Source organism: Vibrio sp. Isolate22 (assembly GCF_022398115.1).
GTDB lineage: Bacteria > Pseudomonadota > Gammaproteobacteria > Enterobacterales > Vibrionaceae > Vibrio.
Genome location: NZ_JAKEUW010000045.1, coordinates 11,985 through 28,375 on the forward strand (window position 1 = coordinate 11,985; position 16,391 = coordinate 28,375).

At 43.5% G+C, this 16,391-nt stretch carries 16 protein-coding genes and 1 pseudogene; 11 read left to right on the forward strand and 6 right to left on the reverse strand.

All coding sequences use genetic code 11. The features are described from left to right. Positions 1 to 78: 78 nt before the first annotated feature. Positions 79 to 930: an alpha/beta hydrolase gene (locus L1D55_RS19995; protein ID WP_239918594.1), complete on the forward strand. Its 852-nt coding sequence runs from the start codon at positions 79 to 81 to the stop codon at positions 928 to 930. Between the two features lie 136 nt (positions 931 to 1,066). Here the strand turns inward: L1D55_RS19995 and L1D55_RS20000 are convergent, their stop codons facing one another. Beyond that, on the reverse strand, positions 1,067 to 2,962 hold the full coding sequence (locus tag L1D55_RS20000; protein ID WP_239918595.1) for a methyl-accepting chemotaxis protein: 1,896 nt from the start codon (positions 2,960 to 2,962) through the stop codon (positions 1,067 to 1,069). Between the two features lie 316 nt (positions 2,963 to 3,278). Between L1D55_RS20000 and L1D55_RS20005 the strand changes: the two genes are divergently transcribed. Beyond that, the gene (locus tag L1D55_RS20005) at positions 3,279 to 3,980 is read left to right on the forward strand and encodes a YafY family protein (RefSeq protein WP_239918596.1); all 702 of its coding nucleotides are present in this window, start codon (positions 3,279 to 3,281) and stop codon (positions 3,978 to 3,980) included. Between the two features lie 77 nt (positions 3,981 to 4,057). Next, positions 4,058 to 4,417: a VOC family protein gene (locus L1D55_RS20010; RefSeq protein ID WP_128160951.1), complete on the forward strand. Its 360-nt coding sequence runs from the start codon at positions 4,058 to 4,060 to the stop codon at positions 4,415 to 4,417. Positions 4,418 to 4,472: 55 nt separating this feature from the next. Here the strand turns inward: L1D55_RS20010 and L1D55_RS20015 are convergent, their stop codons facing one another. Next, a complete protein-coding gene (locus L1D55_RS20015) occupies positions 4,473 to 5,189 on the reverse strand; it encodes a DUF1826 domain-containing protein (RefSeq protein WP_239918597.1) in 717 nt (238 codons plus the stop codon). Between the two features lie 276 nt (positions 5,190 to 5,465). Here L1D55_RS20015 and L1D55_RS20020 point away from each other — a divergent pair, with 276 nt between their 5' ends. The 6 genes from L1D55_RS20020 to L1D55_RS20045 all read left to right on the forward strand — a co-directional run bounded on the left by L1D55_RS20020 (position 5,466) and on the right by L1D55_RS20045 (position 10,836). After that, a complete protein-coding gene (locus tag L1D55_RS20020) occupies positions 5,466 to 6,038 on the forward strand; it encodes a YceI family protein (protein WP_239918598.1) in 573 nt (190 codons plus the stop codon). Between the two features lie 196 nt (positions 6,039 to 6,234). Further along, the gene (locus tag L1D55_RS20025) at positions 6,235 to 7,479 is read left to right on the forward strand and encodes an NADH:flavin oxidoreductase/NADH oxidase family protein (RefSeq protein ID WP_239918599.1); all 1,245 of its coding nucleotides are present in this window, start codon (positions 6,235 to 6,237) and stop codon (positions 7,477 to 7,479) included. A gap of 155 nt (positions 7,480 to 7,634) precedes the next feature. Then, positions 7,635 to 8,330, forward strand: coding sequence for a VC0807 family protein (locus tag L1D55_RS20030; protein WP_239918600.1), 696 nt, complete (start codon positions 7,635 to 7,637; stop codon positions 8,328 to 8,330). A 352-nt stretch (positions 8,331 to 8,682) separates the two neighbouring features. Beyond that, positions 8,683 to 8,958 carry an HU family DNA-binding protein gene (locus tag L1D55_RS20035; RefSeq protein WP_004741779.1) on the forward strand — a complete coding sequence of 92 codons (276 nt, stop codon included), beginning with the start codon at positions 8,683 to 8,685 and terminating at the stop codon, positions 8,956 to 8,958. A gap of 454 nt (positions 8,959 to 9,412) precedes the next feature. After that, the gene (locus L1D55_RS20040) at positions 9,413 to 10,327 is read left to right on the forward strand and encodes a VirK/YbjX family protein (RefSeq protein ID WP_239918601.1); all 915 of its coding nucleotides are present in this window, start codon (positions 9,413 to 9,415) and stop codon (positions 10,325 to 10,327) included. A gap of 293 nt (positions 10,328 to 10,620) precedes the next feature. After that, entirely contained in the window at positions 10,621 to 10,836 is a 216-nt protein-coding gene (locus L1D55_RS20045) for a hypothetical protein (RefSeq protein WP_239918602.1), read from the forward strand. 28 nt (positions 10,837 to 10,864) lie between these two features. Here L1D55_RS20045 and L1D55_RS20050 read toward each other — a convergent pair whose 3' ends face one another. The 3 genes from L1D55_RS20050 to L1D55_RS20060 form a co-directional block, all read right to left on the reverse strand. Next, on the reverse strand, positions 10,865 to 11,956 hold the full coding sequence (locus L1D55_RS20050; protein WP_239918603.1) for a transporter substrate-binding domain-containing protein: 1,092 nt from the start codon (positions 11,954 to 11,956) through the stop codon (positions 10,865 to 10,867). Positions 11,957 to 12,198: 242 nt separating this feature from the next. Next, complete coding sequence (locus tag L1D55_RS20055; protein WP_239918604.1) at positions 12,199 to 13,602, reverse strand: HAMP domain-containing sensor histidine kinase; 1,404 nt, start codon at positions 13,600 to 13,602, stop codon at positions 12,199 to 12,201. After that, a complete protein-coding gene (locus L1D55_RS20060; protein ID WP_239918605.1) occupies positions 13,586 to 14,260 on the reverse strand; it encodes a response regulator transcription factor in 675 nt (224 codons plus the stop codon). The genes L1D55_RS20055 and L1D55_RS20060 overlap by 17 nt, the downstream gene beginning before the upstream one ends. A 214-nt stretch (positions 14,261 to 14,474) precedes the next feature. Here L1D55_RS20060 and L1D55_RS20065 point away from each other — a divergent pair, with 214 nt between their 5' ends. Then, positions 14,475 to 14,972 carry a heme-binding protein gene (locus tag L1D55_RS20065; RefSeq protein ID WP_239918606.1) on the forward strand — a complete coding sequence of 166 codons (498 nt, stop codon included), beginning with the start codon at positions 14,475 to 14,477 and terminating at the stop codon, positions 14,970 to 14,972. Between the two features lie 403 nt (positions 14,973 to 15,375). Here the strand turns inward: L1D55_RS20065 and L1D55_RS20070 are convergent. Continuing rightward, positions 15,376 to 15,692, reverse strand: a pseudogene (locus tag L1D55_RS20070) (transposase). A gap of 118 nt (positions 15,693 to 15,810) precedes the next feature. Between L1D55_RS20070 and L1D55_RS20075 the strand changes: the two are divergent. Next, a complete protein-coding gene (locus L1D55_RS20075; protein ID WP_239918607.1) occupies positions 15,811 to 16,371 on the forward strand; it encodes a DUF1007 family protein in 561 nt (186 codons plus the stop codon). Positions 16,372 to 16,391 lie beyond the last annotated feature (20 nt).

Consider the following 16,391-nt stretch of genomic DNA (forward strand, 5'->3'; position numbering starts at 1 on the left):
ACTGAATCTCATATTAGCCTATTTTTCAGGATTATTCATCACGATAAGGTACAGAAAATTCGCTAAGGAGAACAAATTATGACAACAAACAAATCGAAAGTTTTTGAGCGCGATGGATACCAACTCAAAGTAGAACAGCATGGTAAAGGCCCGAAATTATTGATTATTGGCAGTGTTGATTATTACAAAAGAGTGATGCCAACAAGGCTTCACGAACACTTTACTTGTCTGTACCTAGATCATCGAGGCTTTGCTCAAACCGTAAACGACAAGCAGAACAACACCATCACTCTGGACATCATTTCCAAGGATATTGAAGCTATCTGCGATTATTTCAATATTCGTAAAGCCAGTATTCTGGGACATTCCGGACATGCGTACATGGCACTTCATTTCGCGAGTTTGACCAATATTCAGATTAATAAAGTGATGGTAGTAGGTGCTCCGCCAAACCTGTCGGAGGCGATGAAAGCTAAGCAATTTCTTTACTGGGAGAACAATGCCTCAAACGAGCGAAAGCGCCTTTTGGAGCAAAGCCTTGGTAAGCTTGAACACGATATAAACAGAGAACCACATAGGAAATTTGCGCACTTGTGCCGTAGATTAGGGCCGATGCGTTGGGCAGATCCTAGCTTTAATGAGCTCCCTCTTTGGGAGCAAGTTACAACCAATACGGCGCTACTGGATTCGCTCTGGGGTGATGCCTTTGGCAAAATAAACCTCGCTACGCTACCCCATGCTAACCAACTGGATGTTACAGTCGCAATTGGTGAGCGTGATTTCAGCATCGCGCCTTTGGATACGTGGTTGCCTTTAAAAGAGACATTTGGCTCGCTTGAACTAGTGGCTCTTGAAGGTGTATCTCATACTCCGATGTTTGAAGCACCCAAGGAGTTTGTCGAGCTAATGTGTCATCACCTACTAAGTTAAACCAACGACCTGTCTAACAGACATTCGAAAATGAGAAGACTGCAACGAGCAAGCACAAAAAAAGCGACGCAATGTACGTCGCTTTGGCTTATTGCTTGACGCAAACAGGCTAATCAGACATCAGCCCATTAGACGCTTAAGCAAGCTTAAAAGTCGCCACTTTGTCACTTAAACCAGCGGCTTGGCTCTTAAGTTCATTCGACTCTGTTAAACTGTCCTGAGCACCTACTACCAAATGGTCAGTCACATCTTTAATGGTCGTAATGTTCTGAGTGATCTCACCCGTCACATGGGTTTGCTCTTCTGCTGCAGTCGCAATTTGAGTCGCCATGTCACTAATCAAGGCTACAGACGTATTGATCTCTTCTAGCGCGAGAGAAGCTCGGTCCGCATCTTCTACAGAATGTAGTGCTAGCTTAGAGCTCGTTTCCATCTGCTCAACGGCTTGTGCTGTTGTACGCTGTAGAACATCGATCGTTGCCTTGATCTCTTCCGTTGAAGAGTGAGTACGTTGAGAAAGCACACGAACTTCATCAGCTACTACGGCAAAGCCACGGCCTTGTTCACCGGCACGAGCGGCTTCAATTGCAGCATTCAAAGCAAGCAAGTTCGTTTGCTCCGCAATACCTTGAATGGTGGCTAATACAGTCGAAATTTCTTGAGCGTGTTTATTCAGATCGCTAATCACACTACCCGCTTCGTTCACTTCGTTCGCTAGGTTGTTAATCGAACCTTTAGTGTCGACAACCAATGCATGACCGCTGTTTGTGCTCGCCGCTGAGTCTTGCGCGGCTTTTGCCGTTTGCTCTGCATGCGATGCGATCTCTTGCGTCGCGCTCGCCATTTCAGTGACTGCCGTTGCAACCATAGTGATTTCTTGCTGTTGATGGTTCAGCTCATTCACCGAAAGGTTTGCACGTTGTGCACTCTGTTCAGATTGGCTATTCAACTGCTCCGATTGGCTACGGATATGGCCAATTAGCTGCTGCAAGCTACCAACAAACGTATTGAAGTTCTGAGCCAGCTCACCCACTTCATCTTGATTATCAACATGAATGCGTTGAGTTAAGTCACCACTGCCGTTCGCAATTTGCGCCAGAGCCTGAGACACATGATTTAGTGGACGGAATAGAATGGTACAAAGTAAGTTAAATAGTACCGTACAAACCACAACCACTAGCAATGTCACCAACACTTGACCGATAACAGCGTCAAAGAGTGGCGCCACTAAAGAGTCATGATTCACCACGCTAATCGTAATTAGATTAGTTCCATCAATTGCGCGCGCATACAGCACATAGTCGGTACCTTTCAACTCTATAGAGATGTCCTTACCGCTTACCAATGCCTTTTGCACATCTGAAAAATTCAAACCAAGTGAACTGATATCTTTGTTCAGTAGCTTAGTGTCTGCATGTGTATAAACCGTGCCCTTGTTGGTCGCGATGAACATGTAACCTTCACCAGGAAGAATGACTTTCTCAAGGCTATTTAGAATGTCGGTGATTTCAACATCTGCGCCCAATACGACCTGCTGGCCATGTAGTTGCATTGCAGTGCCCAGTGACACTACATTCGCTCCCGTTGCCGCCGCAACCGTAGGGTTGTCCATGAAAACCTTACTTGGATTAGCAACCGCATTGGTATACCAGCCCCACAAACGAGGATCATCATTACCCGGTGGTAACACTACCCCGTTGGCATTTTCTTGTGAGCCATCAGGATACGCTAAGAAGACATTATCAAAAGAGCCAGAATCGCGAACCTGTTTCAGGTGAGTAACCAAACTCTCCTTTTGAGACTCTTGAGACTCTTGAGACAGAGAAGTAAGCGCACGCTCTTTGGATAAGATCCAATCCGATACGTATTGATTGTATGAAGCCGATGCACCTTCTAAACGCTGTTCAACTTCTGTATCTAAACGTTGTAATGAAGCGCGAAATGAAAGTGCTTCAACCAAAATCCCCCCCAGGATGATGGCCAGACTGGCAGAGATCGCCAGCTTATTCTTAAGTGAGAGTTTCTTTAACATAGGAAACCTATAATTTTTGTATAAATAGCGCCGAAAACAGAACCGTTCTCACGCTGCAAGCAAGCTGATATATTTTACACATTAAAATAAATTATAAAATGCCCTAAGCTATTGTATTTAAGGTATATGTGCGCCGAAAGATAGATCCAGATCAAACCAAAAGGTCGAACATCATACGCTAAGGTTCCCATATTAATTCATCAATATTATGTGATTGCTAAATGCCACGCCTATTGCTTCATCTATCACAATCAAAATAGCGTTTACCCTATCATTCGATTAATCTTATAAGTCGTTATGTCCATAGAGTTTTCTTATGTCTCGAAGCCAACGCCTCTTTGATTTGCTTCAATTATTGCGCTGTCACAAATATCCCGTGCCAGCCGATCACCTTGCTCACGAGCTGAATGTCAGTACACGTACCATCTATCGTGATATTGCGACGCTACAAGCACAAGGCGCGGAAGTTGATGGCGAAGCTGGTGTTGGCTACCTGCTTAAACCCACCTTTACTCTGCCTCCTATGATGTTTTCATCGGACGAACTAGAGGCGTTGCGACTCGGCGCGGAATGGGTCGCTAAACAAGCTAATGGAGAGTTCAGTGAATCGGCTAGAAATGCAATTGCCAAGATCTCGGCCGTGCTCCCTTCAGACCATCAAGCTAAACGCAGTGAAGATATCATTCGTGTTGCTTCAATTATTGAGATTGCAGACTTAGGTTTTGATCTGTCGGAGATAAGGTTAGCGATTAAGCAACAGAACAAAGCTCGAATTCAATACACAGACGCCAAGGCAAAAGTCAGTTCTAGGGTCATATGGCCTATGCTGATCGGAGTATTTGAAAACTGTTATGTATTGGTCGCCTGGTGTGAAACACGCAGCGCCTATCGAAACTTCAGACTCGATAGGATTAACCAATGGGCCAAGCTGGAAGAAAAGTATTCGAAGTCACGGAATAGCTTACTCAAAGAATGGCAAAGCATGGAAGGAATTACAGACAAAGTGATTCGCTACTGACAAAAACTGTCACTAGTTAGGGATATATTTCTGTGGTCCAAAGAAACACAACACCAGATAACCTAACTAGGAGAGCTATGTTTACTATCGATTCATTTGTCCTTTATGTCACTGACATTCACCGCAGCATGGATTTTTATTCCAAAGCCTTTGATTGTGAGCCAACACTGCTATCACCAACGTTTGCAGCGTTAACTTTTGCAAGCAACGTGAAGATCACCCTCAAGCAATCTGATGCTTTAACGCCAACAAGCAAAGTAACTGGTGGCGGCACTGAGCTATCGATAGCATTGACAGATAAACAAGCTCTGGAAAACCTCTATAAAGAATGGAGAGCGAAAGGAATCCAGTTTGAACAAGCACCAGAAGAGTCCGTGTTTGGTATCAACTTTGTCGCGATTGACCCAGACGGCCACCGCATTCGAATCTTCGCCTAAATGAAAAGAGCAAGCGACACGCTAGTTGCTTGCTCATCTCATCAGCCAAAAAGAACTAACCGAAGTCTATGGTCAGTAACAGTCGAGCTTCTTCAGATGAAGTGACAGGCGAACGGTGGACAAGGCCTCTGTTTTCATTACCGCTCCAACGCTCTCCTTTCAATAACGCCACATCACCAGCGGCCATTTGCTGGATGTCAGACTCGTCATTGTAGAGGCCAGATGCTGAATCTGGCTGGCCATTACTTCCACGACCAAGTTTAGAACGGTCAACCGAGTCGTTTTCTAACCACTGAGTCGCAATGCCATGATAGGTTGTCACTAATCGGCAAGGTACTTGGTCAAAATGAAAGCGAGGACACATTGCCTTGTTCAGTACAGCCAAGCGGAGACCAACTTCTTCAAGCTCAAACAAGCAACAGAACATGTCTACCAGCTCAGCCATATCTTCTAGCAGGGCTCTTGAATCCGTTCCGTCTGTAGCGAATTCCAATTTGTCGAAAGCGTTTGCAGGTGACACGCTAACAGACTTACTAAAATTTGGGTTAGCCGCTATAAACTCATTGATTTCAGCCACCAAGCTCTCATCAAAGTTACGCTGCCATATCGCGACATTGATATCATCTTGGTAAATGTCAGCCAACACTGTCGGGGATGAAGCTGCACTACAAGATGGATTTCGGCCCTTCTGCCCTTTATGAGCTAGCGTTGCATCAATACTTGACGATTGATTACAACTCGTTGTCAAAGGTTCAGCTAAAACGGCATTCATTATCTCATCTCCTTGCTGCGCGCTCGTATTCTCTAGAGGCAATATCTATGCTTGCCAAAAGAACAAATTAGAGAAACGTTATAACATAACAATACACATTCAAACAACTCAGGAGATCATGGTTCCATAAGTACTAATATGAGATGAGTACCCCCTACCGAATTTAACACATGAGTAAGGTGTTGAGCTGAGCTTGCTCCTATACTTCTCGAAGTTGTTCAGAATACGAACAGCATTATTTGGTTCAACTGGCAATCCATTATGTGGTGACAACTTATGAAAAAACTACTTACAACAATCGGGCTTCTTTGCACCGTCATCTCAGCGCAGTCTTTTGCAGAAAGCGGCTACACATTAGATCCGAAGCTGTCGAATGTTACATTCGCAACCATTAAGAAGCAGTTCGTTGTTGAACCCGCTTCCATCAAGCCTTCGTCAGGCGGGCTTACTGAAGATGGGAAATTTTCAATCGTGTTGGACTTGAAAAGTATTAGCACAGGCGTGGCCATTCGTGATCAAAGACTAAACGAGCTGTATTTTGAGTCAATGAACTTTCCTGAAGTTAAGATCTCAGGATCCGTTGAGCCTTCGCTGTTAACAGGTGAGCCCCAGAATACAACGATAGCAGCAGAAGTTACTCTGCATGGTGTGACCAAAGCCATCGACTTCCCAGTTATGGTCGTACCCTCTGACAGTTTTATCATGGTGAATTCAACTTCGACCATCATCGTCAATGGTGCAGATTTTGGTATTTCGACAGACAATCTAAACAAACTTTCGGCAACAGTAGGCGGATTAGCGCTTTCCGATAAGGTGCCACTCAACTTCAACTTAATGTTCGATAAATAAAGGTCGATTACAGAGTGAGTTAACACGAGTCCAGACACTCATAGGGGAATCACAGCATTACCCTATGAGTGTGCGTAAAGTCCAAACCTCCACACACTCCCCAACGAAAGTCCAACCAACCACTCGGAAGCGACATTAAAATAGGACATACTAAGCCCTAATACCAACACTCAAAAGAATACAGCAACCACCCATTATGAACTCTATCAGCCTAAGCGACTCCTTTTCTCTTCCCAACGGTCAAATCATTAAGAATCGCCTATTCAAATCGGCCATGAGTGAGCAACTTGGCGACAAACAGCATAATCCTAAACCTGGGCTAGCTACCTTGTACCAACGCTGGGCGCAAGGCGGCATTGGTTTATCCATCACAGGCAACGTAATGGTTGATAGAAACGCTCTCGGTGAGCCTAACAACGTGGTTCTAGATGAACACAGTGACCTTACTCAATTCGAAGCTTGGGCAAGTGCAGGCAAGCAAAATGGCTCGCAGATTTGGATGCAGCTAAACCACCCAGGAAAACAGATCCCGAAGTTCTTATGTGACAAACCTGTTGCTCCATCAGCTATTAGTTTAGAGCGTGGATTAGAGAAAGGCTTCAATACACCACGAGCGCTAACCGATTCCGAAATCCATGACATCATCAACAAGTTTACCTTAAGCGCCAAACTAGCAAAGCAATCCGGCTTTACTGGAGTGCAAATACACGGTGCACATGGCTACCTTGTCAGCCAATTTTTATCTTCAAGACACAACCAGCGTGACGATAAATGGGGAGGTTCATTGGAGAACAGACTTCGCTTTGTGATCGAGCTATACCGCGCGATTCGTAAAGAAGTTGGAGAAAGTTTTCCTGTCGGAATCAAACTTAACAGCGCAGATTTCATGAAAGGTGGCTTTACCGAAGAAGAATCGATGCAGGTGGTTCAAGCACTGAGCCGTGAGGGTATCGATCTTATTGAGATATCCGGTGGCACTTATGAGAGCCCGTCGATGATGGGTTCTAAGAACAAAAGTGACCCCGTAAAAGCAAGCACAGCAAAGCGTGAAGCGTATTTCTTAGATTATATGGTGAAGGTAAGAGAGTTAGTTAGCACACCTCTGGTGGTAACTGGTGGCTTTAGAACGGCACCGGCAATGAATGACGCTTTGCAGACATCAGCCACTGACTTCGTTGGGATTGCTCGAACAATGGCAGTAGACCCTGACTTCCCGAATAAGTTAATGGCAAACCCAACTCACGGAATGCCATTAGACGTACCCACAACAGGAAAACCCGCACTGGACAGAATGGCAATGGTCGGGTTGGTTTGGTATGAACACCAAATGTGGCGAATTGCCGCAGGAAAAGACGCAGTTCCAAAGCTTAGCGCACTAGGAGTCGTGGTCAAAACCCTTCTAACGGCAGGCTGGCACGCCTTTAAAAAGCGTCGCGCATAATCCATTTATTAGCCGGCAATACGTGCAAAACACCCTAAAAGATGTCGTCGGTGTCACATGTCGTTACATAGCATGACCCCTTTAGGCTTTACATCTCAGGCGAGGTAAACAACAATCCCTGAGAATAAATCCATAACATAATGTATTTAGAAATTATGAGTAATACAGAAAACAAAAAATCGAGCCCTCTTTTCGAAGTCGTTTTTAACGTCTTTCTCCCTTCATTCATCTTAATGAAGTTCAGTGGAGAAGAGCATCTCGGAACTGGCTTAGCTCTGCTTGTCGCACTCGCCTTCCCTATTGCTTACGGTGGTATGGAGCTTATCCGCAACAAGAAATTTAACTTCATCGCCGCGCTTGGCTTTGTCAGCGTACTTTTAACGGGTGGCATTGGTTTCTTCGAATTAGACACGCGTTGGTTAGCACTAAAAGAAGCACTAATCCCTGGCTTAATCGGCTTGGCGGTACTTGGTTCTACCTTTACTCGCTACCCATTTATCCAAAAAGTGATCTTCACGCCAGCACTGTTAAACATCTCTCTGATTGAAGAGCGTTTAAGACAGTTTGGTAATCAAGCTAAGTTTGACCGTTGCCTAATGACATCAAACTACATGTTCGCTAGCACATTCGCTTTCTCATCTGCGATGAACTACTTCCTTGCAACTTGGATTGTAACCAGCCCTGCCGGAACTGCAGCTTTCAATGAAGAGCTTGGTAAACTGACACTTTACAGCTACCCTGCGATCGCTATCCCTAGCCTGCTTATGATGCTCGGTATTTTCTACTACATCTGGCGTCAGGTTCGTGACATGACATCGCTAGAGACAGAGCAGATATTTGTCACTAAGTAACGGTTACTGATTTCGTACAAAAACGCATATCAAAAAAAGCCCAGCACATACGCTGGTTTTTTTTTTGTACTCGCACAAAGGTGCCCATTAGGTATTACCTTTGATTGATCAAATGAATCACACTTAAAATTCGAAGCTATTTTTCTCAATTTTGCGTGAGTAACTAACTTTAAATCCATAATAATCAATGAATTCCAATGATTGAACCGACAGATGCTTTTATAGTCGATTTTGTTGATTACTTTACAAAGCCTTACCCAATCACTGACAATATCGTACTTGGTGTTGATAAAATCACTCAAGCTAGGTGCCAAAGGTAGACACCAGCCTTACTCACGAAGGAATCAAGAATATGAACAAATCTCAATTAGTTGAACACATCGCTACATCTGCAGACATTTCAAAAGAACAAGCGGGTAACGCGCTAAATGCACTTGTAGAAGGTATTTCAACAACACTTGCTAACGGTGATGAAGTAGCGATCCTTGGATTTGGCAGCTTCAAAGTAAACACTCGTGCAGCTCGCACGGGGCGTAACCCACGTACAGGTGAAGAAATTCAAATCGCTGCATCAAAAACACCAGCATTCAAAGCTGGTAAAGCGTTAAAAGAGGCGTGCAACCTTTAAACTAGAGCCCAAAAACGCAGAACTATAAGGAAAATAACGATAACTACGCCAAAGGAAAAAGCCAAAAGCAGTCGCGTTAAAAAAGCAGGAAAATCAACAGAAAACCAAGCACCTAAAACTCGACAACGTATTGAAGAGCTTCTAGAAGAGCGTAAACTGGCAAAACTGTTAGAACTTTAATTTAGCCCTGCGTTGATAACAAGCGATAGATAAACAATGCCACTGCATCTTTGCCGTGGCATTTTCGTTAGCCATCAAAATATCAGTGAACTACCCGCTTCGATCTGCGCAGAATCCACCCACTTAGTAATTGTTCCTATTACATTGTCATACATACCCATACATACCTAAATTTCACTTTTCATTATCATCGCAGCCTTGATGTTTATGAGTGTAAAGAACGTAAAACCCAACGCGAATGTGTTCGGGGGATGCTTCTTCTTTTGAGGTGATTATGAATGTAGTTCGTATGGGAATTGACGCTAATGTCCATAAAAACAAGGGCAAGTACAAAGCGATAGCTAAGTTTACAATTCGAGCATTGTTTTATTACTCAGATACGAAAAAAATGAATGAGAATTTCAACTCTGATGAGAGAAAGCTCTTATTTAAAAAACAACCAAATTTTCTATCTAAGTTTGTCACTCCCTACCTATGTAATGGCTTTAGCAAAAAGCAGAAAATCGAAATTTTATCAAAGCATTACGATTGGTTTGAAAATACGTTCAACACTCCAGCTCGACACAATATTTACAACGAAAGAATCAACCTTTTGGAGCTAGAAATTGGTGAACAAACTTACTTGCTGAATCTCAGCTTTGAACGTAATTCAAGAAAAGAAGGTGAGCTAACCCTGTCACTGACTGATTCACAATTGAATAAGATGTACACCCTATCATTCTCTGTCTTTAACAATGATATCTACATCGGTGGTGTTCAGGGTGGAGCCAACGATAACGGGTTCAGCCGAGCGTTCACCAAAGCTTTTTACGGCTTAAGACCTAAATCATTCATCGTCGAAACGCTAAGATTGATGGCTGCAGACCTGGGCATCACGCACATCTACGCCGTCAACGAAGCGAGCCATGTATCAAACTCATTCCGCTATGGAAAGAAGAGCAAAGACATCACTCTAAAATACGATGAGCTTTGGGAAGAGCATAACGGAGAGCAACACAACAAGTGTTTTTATGTATTGCCTTTACGCGCAACAAGAAAAGATCTTGAGCCGCTTAAACGCCAAAAACGAAAGCTATACCGTCAACGTTACGCTTGGTTAGACCAATATGAAGAAGATTTAAGAGCCGCTATTAACCCTCACCTACAGGCTCCTATCACCTTGACGGTTGAGCTAGCCAAAGCAAGCTAATGAGTTGAGGTTAACACTGCCAACCGAAAGGTTTTCGCACCAATGACAAGCGTTTATAGGTTATTATTCGTATGAGTCTATAATCGCTTCGATCAAGCGCAGTTCCTACACCTAACTACTCCCACTTCCAAAAACGAAATGTTAGCTTACTGGCTTTAGACTGATATCGCGTTGACGATGCCGTTTAAGAAGCGCATGCTTTTATTTCGAGCAGAGTTGTTCCTGACCGCTTTCATAAGCAAACCGAAAGAGAATATGCTCTGTGTAACGTATCTAATTGAGTGGCGAGTCAGATGAATAAAGTTGTTATGTTTGTAATGGGGATGCTTTTTACCAGCCGTTTGTTTGCCAGTATCGCCCCCCATGTTAAGCAATTAGAGCATGATGCGCCTATCCTACTCCGCTCTGCGCTGATCGTTTTTGTAGCCGCTTATGTCGTTTGGACCAGTGTTAAACATTACAAAAAACGCAAAACTTCAGCGCTGGAATCAGAGCAGACTAACAGCTAATACCTTACGCTATGTATCGCTGTCTCGGTTAGTTGTCTGCAAAATACTCGACTAAGATTTTACGCCACTTGCGAGACTCTCGAATTTGCAACAGAGCGCGGTTAATCTCTTCTTCGTAAGGGTTATTTTCTGTAATGATAAAACCGTAGTTTTGTTTCTCTAGCTGATACGGTAACACCTCTAAATCTTCAAATTGGCCACTCATTCTGCCATTCCCAATCATGTATTTAAGCACTACATCATCGGCTATAATGGCGTCGACTTCTCCTTCTTCTAAAGCAGCCAAAAGCCTTGGCATATCAACATAGTTCTCATGTCTGATACCAAAGCTGGTCAATAGCAGAGAGGACGTAGTCGCGACCTTGGCGCCTACTTTGACATTCGCTAGATCATTAATACCTTTGATCTGAGAAGATCCTTGGCTGAGCGTAAGTTTACTCGCTAACACAGCAGTAATACTGGCAATGAAAAGCATACTGAATACGCCAATAAACACCGTAGCAATCCGCCCCGTTAAACTCTTAAACTCAAAGTAATTAAATGGGCCTCGAGTAATAAAAAGTAAACCAAGAATAAAACTCTCTAGCCAGCGTCCAGTTCGGCTTTTCATAGAATAGAGCTTCTGATTTTCACCATGTTCGAGCATATAGAAAAATGCACCAATGACACCTGCAATAAACACGACCACACCAATGATCAACCACAAAGCTGGGTTGAAGAATATCGAGTGCAAGGTTTCAAGATAGCCTTTCTTTTTCACTGCGATAGCAAGGTGAGTTTCGTAAAACGAATGGGAAAAATCAGCAAAAATCTCTCGCTCTGGAGTGATTGAAATGCAAGACACACCTATGTCTATCCGTTCCGATTCAATAGCGCTAAGCAACTCATCGAGTGGATGGTTTTCTATCGTAAACTCCACGCCCATATCCCTGGCGATCTTTTCCCACAGCTCAATACTGAGGCCATCCCACTCATTATCCATCGAACCAATAACAAAAGGAGGACAAGGGTAAACGCCAACTTTAAGTGGTGCGGATGAAGTCATTGAGCTAAAGAAAGGGAGAAGTAAGAGAGAAAAAACGGCACAAAATCTAAGTGCCAATTTGAAGAAATTTTGCATCAGCAGCCCTCCAGAATGGGCAGCGATGAATTGAATCGAAGACGAAGGCTCATCAACTGAAAACGCACAGGTGAGATCAGAAGTGAAGGTATTTTATGATGAGTTCAATGCTGCCCTAGCTTTAATAGTTATTACCTTAACTATAGAAAAGCTCCTTTTGATTTGCAAAAGAGCGGGCTAAAGTGCAAAGTTTGAGATGACGGTATCAAACGTCAATACAACGCAACCTTAAAGCAAAAGTATCACAGTGTAAGAGTAAAGGTACTCCCTGCTCCCAACTCAGACTCCACCGTTAAGCTTCCTTCCAAGTTCTCAACCATTGCAAGCGCAAGAGATAATCCAAGACCATACCCTTCAACGTTACTTCGACTGCTGTCGACTCGATAAAGCCGTTCAAAAATCAAGTCCTGATATTTCTGATCTATTCCAACACCGGTATCTCGAACGCTAATCTCTACCTTATCCAAAGCATTTTTCTCTATATAAACCGTCACTTTCCCCTCTGGTTCCGTGTACTTAATGGCATTGTCTACAAGGTTAACCAACACTTGAGTCAATTTGTCAGGGTCTGACTGAACAACAGCCTCAAGCTCACCTTCGGCCACAAGTTCAATTTGTTTATCTTCTGCCACATCTTCATACCAGCTCACAACATTACCAACCACATCCGACACCTGTGTCGACACCTTCTGTGGCGTGCGCTTGCCAGTCAGTTCGTCGTTAAGCTTCATCAAAGCAGTAAGCATATTGCTAGCCTGCATCGCATGCTCAGAGCAGTCCGCCAATGCATCTTTCATAGCCTGCTCATCGACATTATTCAACAATGCAGTTTGGGACGCCAAGGTAATACGTGACAAAGGCGTTCGAATATCATGGGCTATCGCATCTACAGTGGTATTCAATGTTGTCGTGACATGCTGGAGCTTGGCAACAGCAGTATGAACGCTAGAACTGATGACGTTGAGACCTTGTTGTGTTTCAGGTTCGGCATCTTCCTGAATGCTATGGCTTGGCAGCTCTAACTGCCCTTTTTTAAGTTTATCGAGCAGGTCACCAAAAGTAATCAACGGCGACATCGCACTGTGAATAATTTTACGAGTAAACACCGCAGTAACCGCAACAAGTGCTAGTAAGGCATACAAGGTCATTAACCATTGATTGTAAGCGATATAATCTCTCGAACGATTGTCCAAGACCAACCAGAAATCACCTTGCTCACCTTGAATAGATAAAGACATATAGGGACTAAAGATGAAGCTTTCTAACCACGAACGATTTTCATCAATTTGGAAGTGAGATAAAGGCTGTGCTGGAGATAGGTTTGGTGTTCCCGCGATGAACGTTCTCTCAGATAAAGCACCCTTTTCAACCTTATAAGCAGCGATGTTGTTCTCAAGTAACCGATGGGGGTTAGCCTCTAAAACGTGAATCAAACGCTCGCTAGAATCGTAAGTCAGAATACGTTGATACTCCGTCGACATTGACGTAAGGATCTTCTTCTCGGTTTGATAAAGATCGAAAAAGAAAATGGCCCCAACGATCATTTCCACCAACAACAAGCAAAGTAGTAACGTAGACATAAAGCGAAATAACAAGTGTCTCTGCGTTTTAGCTAGCGCTTGTTCGATATTACGACTTGAGGACATAACCAACACCTCTAAGCGTATGAATCAATGGTTTGGAGAAGCCTTTATCCACTTTGCTTCGAAGGCGACACACCAGCACATCGACCACATTGGTTTGTGGATCAAACTGATGTCCCCAAACGTGCTCAAGAATCGCCGTTTTCGACATCACAGATTCTGGATTTTCAAGCAGTAACTTCATCAACATGAATTCACTCTGGTTGATAGTGATCGCCTGTTGCTCTCTCTGTAGTGTGTGTTTAAGAAGATCTAAGCTAAGGGGACCATAATGCAGCTCTAAGGCTTGAGGTGACGGCTGCTTTCCCCTACGAACCAAAGTTTGACAACGTGCGAGTAACTCTGGAAACGCAAAAGGTTTCACCAAGTAATCGTCCGCACCCGACTGCAATCCTTGCACACGTTCTTCTACCGAGTGCTTAGCACTTAATATGATGACGGGTGTCGAGTAGCCCTGCCCTCTTAGCTCAGCAAGCACTTCAAATCCATCTTTCTTTGGCAACATGATATCGAGAATGATCACGTCGTACTCTTCAGTAACGGCCTCGTGCAACCCATCAATACCATCTATTGCGTGAGTCACCGTCATCCCTTCTTGCTGAAAACCATTCACTAAAAATCGTGCGATATGAATGTCATCTTCGATCAACAGTATTTTCATTAACGTCCATTTATCTCTTCACTGTGCCTTAAATACACTTTATCAACATCCTGTCTCGAATATAACCAACATTGCAACTTTGTAATGTTCTAGAAAGCCAGTGGTAATCCAGCGTTCGTTAGTATGAACCTGTTGATTAAGAGTGGCTTGTCAATATCAGACCAGCACTCATCGAAACCCAATATACGAAAAAGAATGTCTTAATGGAGTAAACATGAAAATGACAAAACTAACTGTACTAGCAGCAACTCTTGGTTTCCTTAGCCTTTCTCAAAACGCAATGGCAGCAGAAACACAAACGGTCTCTTTCACTCAAATTTCATCAGAAGCGGCATTCAAGCTTGCTCATGAAGCGGTTAGCCAATGCGAGGCTGATGGTTACAAGGTGTCTGCTACGGTCGTCGGTTTATCAGGGAATGTAATTGCACAACTTCGCTCAGATGGCGCTGGTATCCACACGCTTGATAGCTCACGCAAGAAAGCTTTTACGGTCGCTAGCATGAAGCAGCCATCAGGTAATCTGATGAAGCTCATTGCAGAGAAGCCAATCATGCAACCACTACAAAATATGGATGACAACTTGCTGTTCTTAGCTGGCGGTGTACCAGTACAACTGAACAATGCCATGATTGGTGCGATTGGTGTAGGCGGTGCTCCAGGTGGACACTTAGATGTCGCATGTGCTGAAAAAGCGATTAAGAAATTCTTCTAGAATGTGAACTCCTTGCCCAATGTAGAACGCCTCGCACTTGCGGGGCGTTTTTATAAGTTCGACAGCTGACAATTAAAATGCTTATCCCAAGAACATAGCCTAAAATATGACACAAATTTGATGTGAACAGCACTACCGGTTGTTATAATATAACATTACATCAATTAACTATTATGCCTCATGAAACAGCTATTTAATCTAACCAAGGTGCTCAGCTGCCTCTCCTCACGATATCTATGTCGTTTCTCAACGCAATTACGCTCTGTTAAGCATTTACCACTTTGGTTAGCAATACTGACTTTTGCTCCGAACCTACAAGCACACCCCCACTCTTGGGTCGAAGTAAATTACCACCTTCTAAAGAAGGTGGCTTTGTGTGAGCCCCCTAAAAGGGGGCCTTTGTTTAGTCCAACGCCAGTTGCTGCTGCTCCACGCGCTCTTTTTTCTCTTGATGTCTTACATAGCGTCGAATGATTTCTTCATTAACCCCTACGCTATCGACAAAATAGCCCCTTTGCCAAAAGTGGTTACCCCAGAGTTTGTTTCTCCTTAAATATGGAAATTTACTAAAGAGTTTTAAAGCTATTTTNAAACGTTTATACATCGATAAACTTCTTTACCTACATTGTTTTTCAAAATCCTAAATCGATACTTTGGTGTCCACACTATGTGATATTGACATCTCCAAAATACGTGGGAAGCTTGATTATATCTGCTCATGTTATTTGTCCTCTTTGACTTCGCTAAAAATCAAGGGAGCATTTAACATGGGTAGAACTACAGGCAAAGCCAAACTGAATGATAACCACCTACTGAAGTAGGTGGTTTAGGGCTAAAAATGAAAACTCATATTGAGGGTGAGGATGGCATGATTACCGGATTCTCAATGGAGTGGTCTTTTGACGCCATGACCTCTATGTACATGCTGGACGGCGAAGACGTCTCTCCAGAAAAAGAAGAAGAGACGTTCAAGAACCTTGCCGCTTCAGTCATCGAAAACATGATGTACGAATACTACTTCACCTATTTCTACGACGGTGAAGAGCCAATTAAATATCAGGTTGCTGAACATGCGAAGTTCAAGCGTGATAAAGCCAAAATGGTACTCACATTCGATCTGCCTCTTTCAAAGCCAAAACCGGTCACTCGCGATTCGCTTCGCATGTTAATTTTTGATCCGAGCTATTTTGTCGATATATCTTGGATTGCCAATGAAGACGTGACGTTATCTCCAGAGCTCGCAAGGCAATGTAAGTTAGAAATTATCGAGCCGAATCCAACGCCTGAGCAAATGAGTTATGCGATGTCGTTACCTGTCGATGCCGATCCAGACAACACATTAGGTCAACTGTTCACTCAGTCGGTCGAACTTCATTGTGCCGCGGTTCCTGGTGCTTAACCAAGGCGGTTTACTTTTAC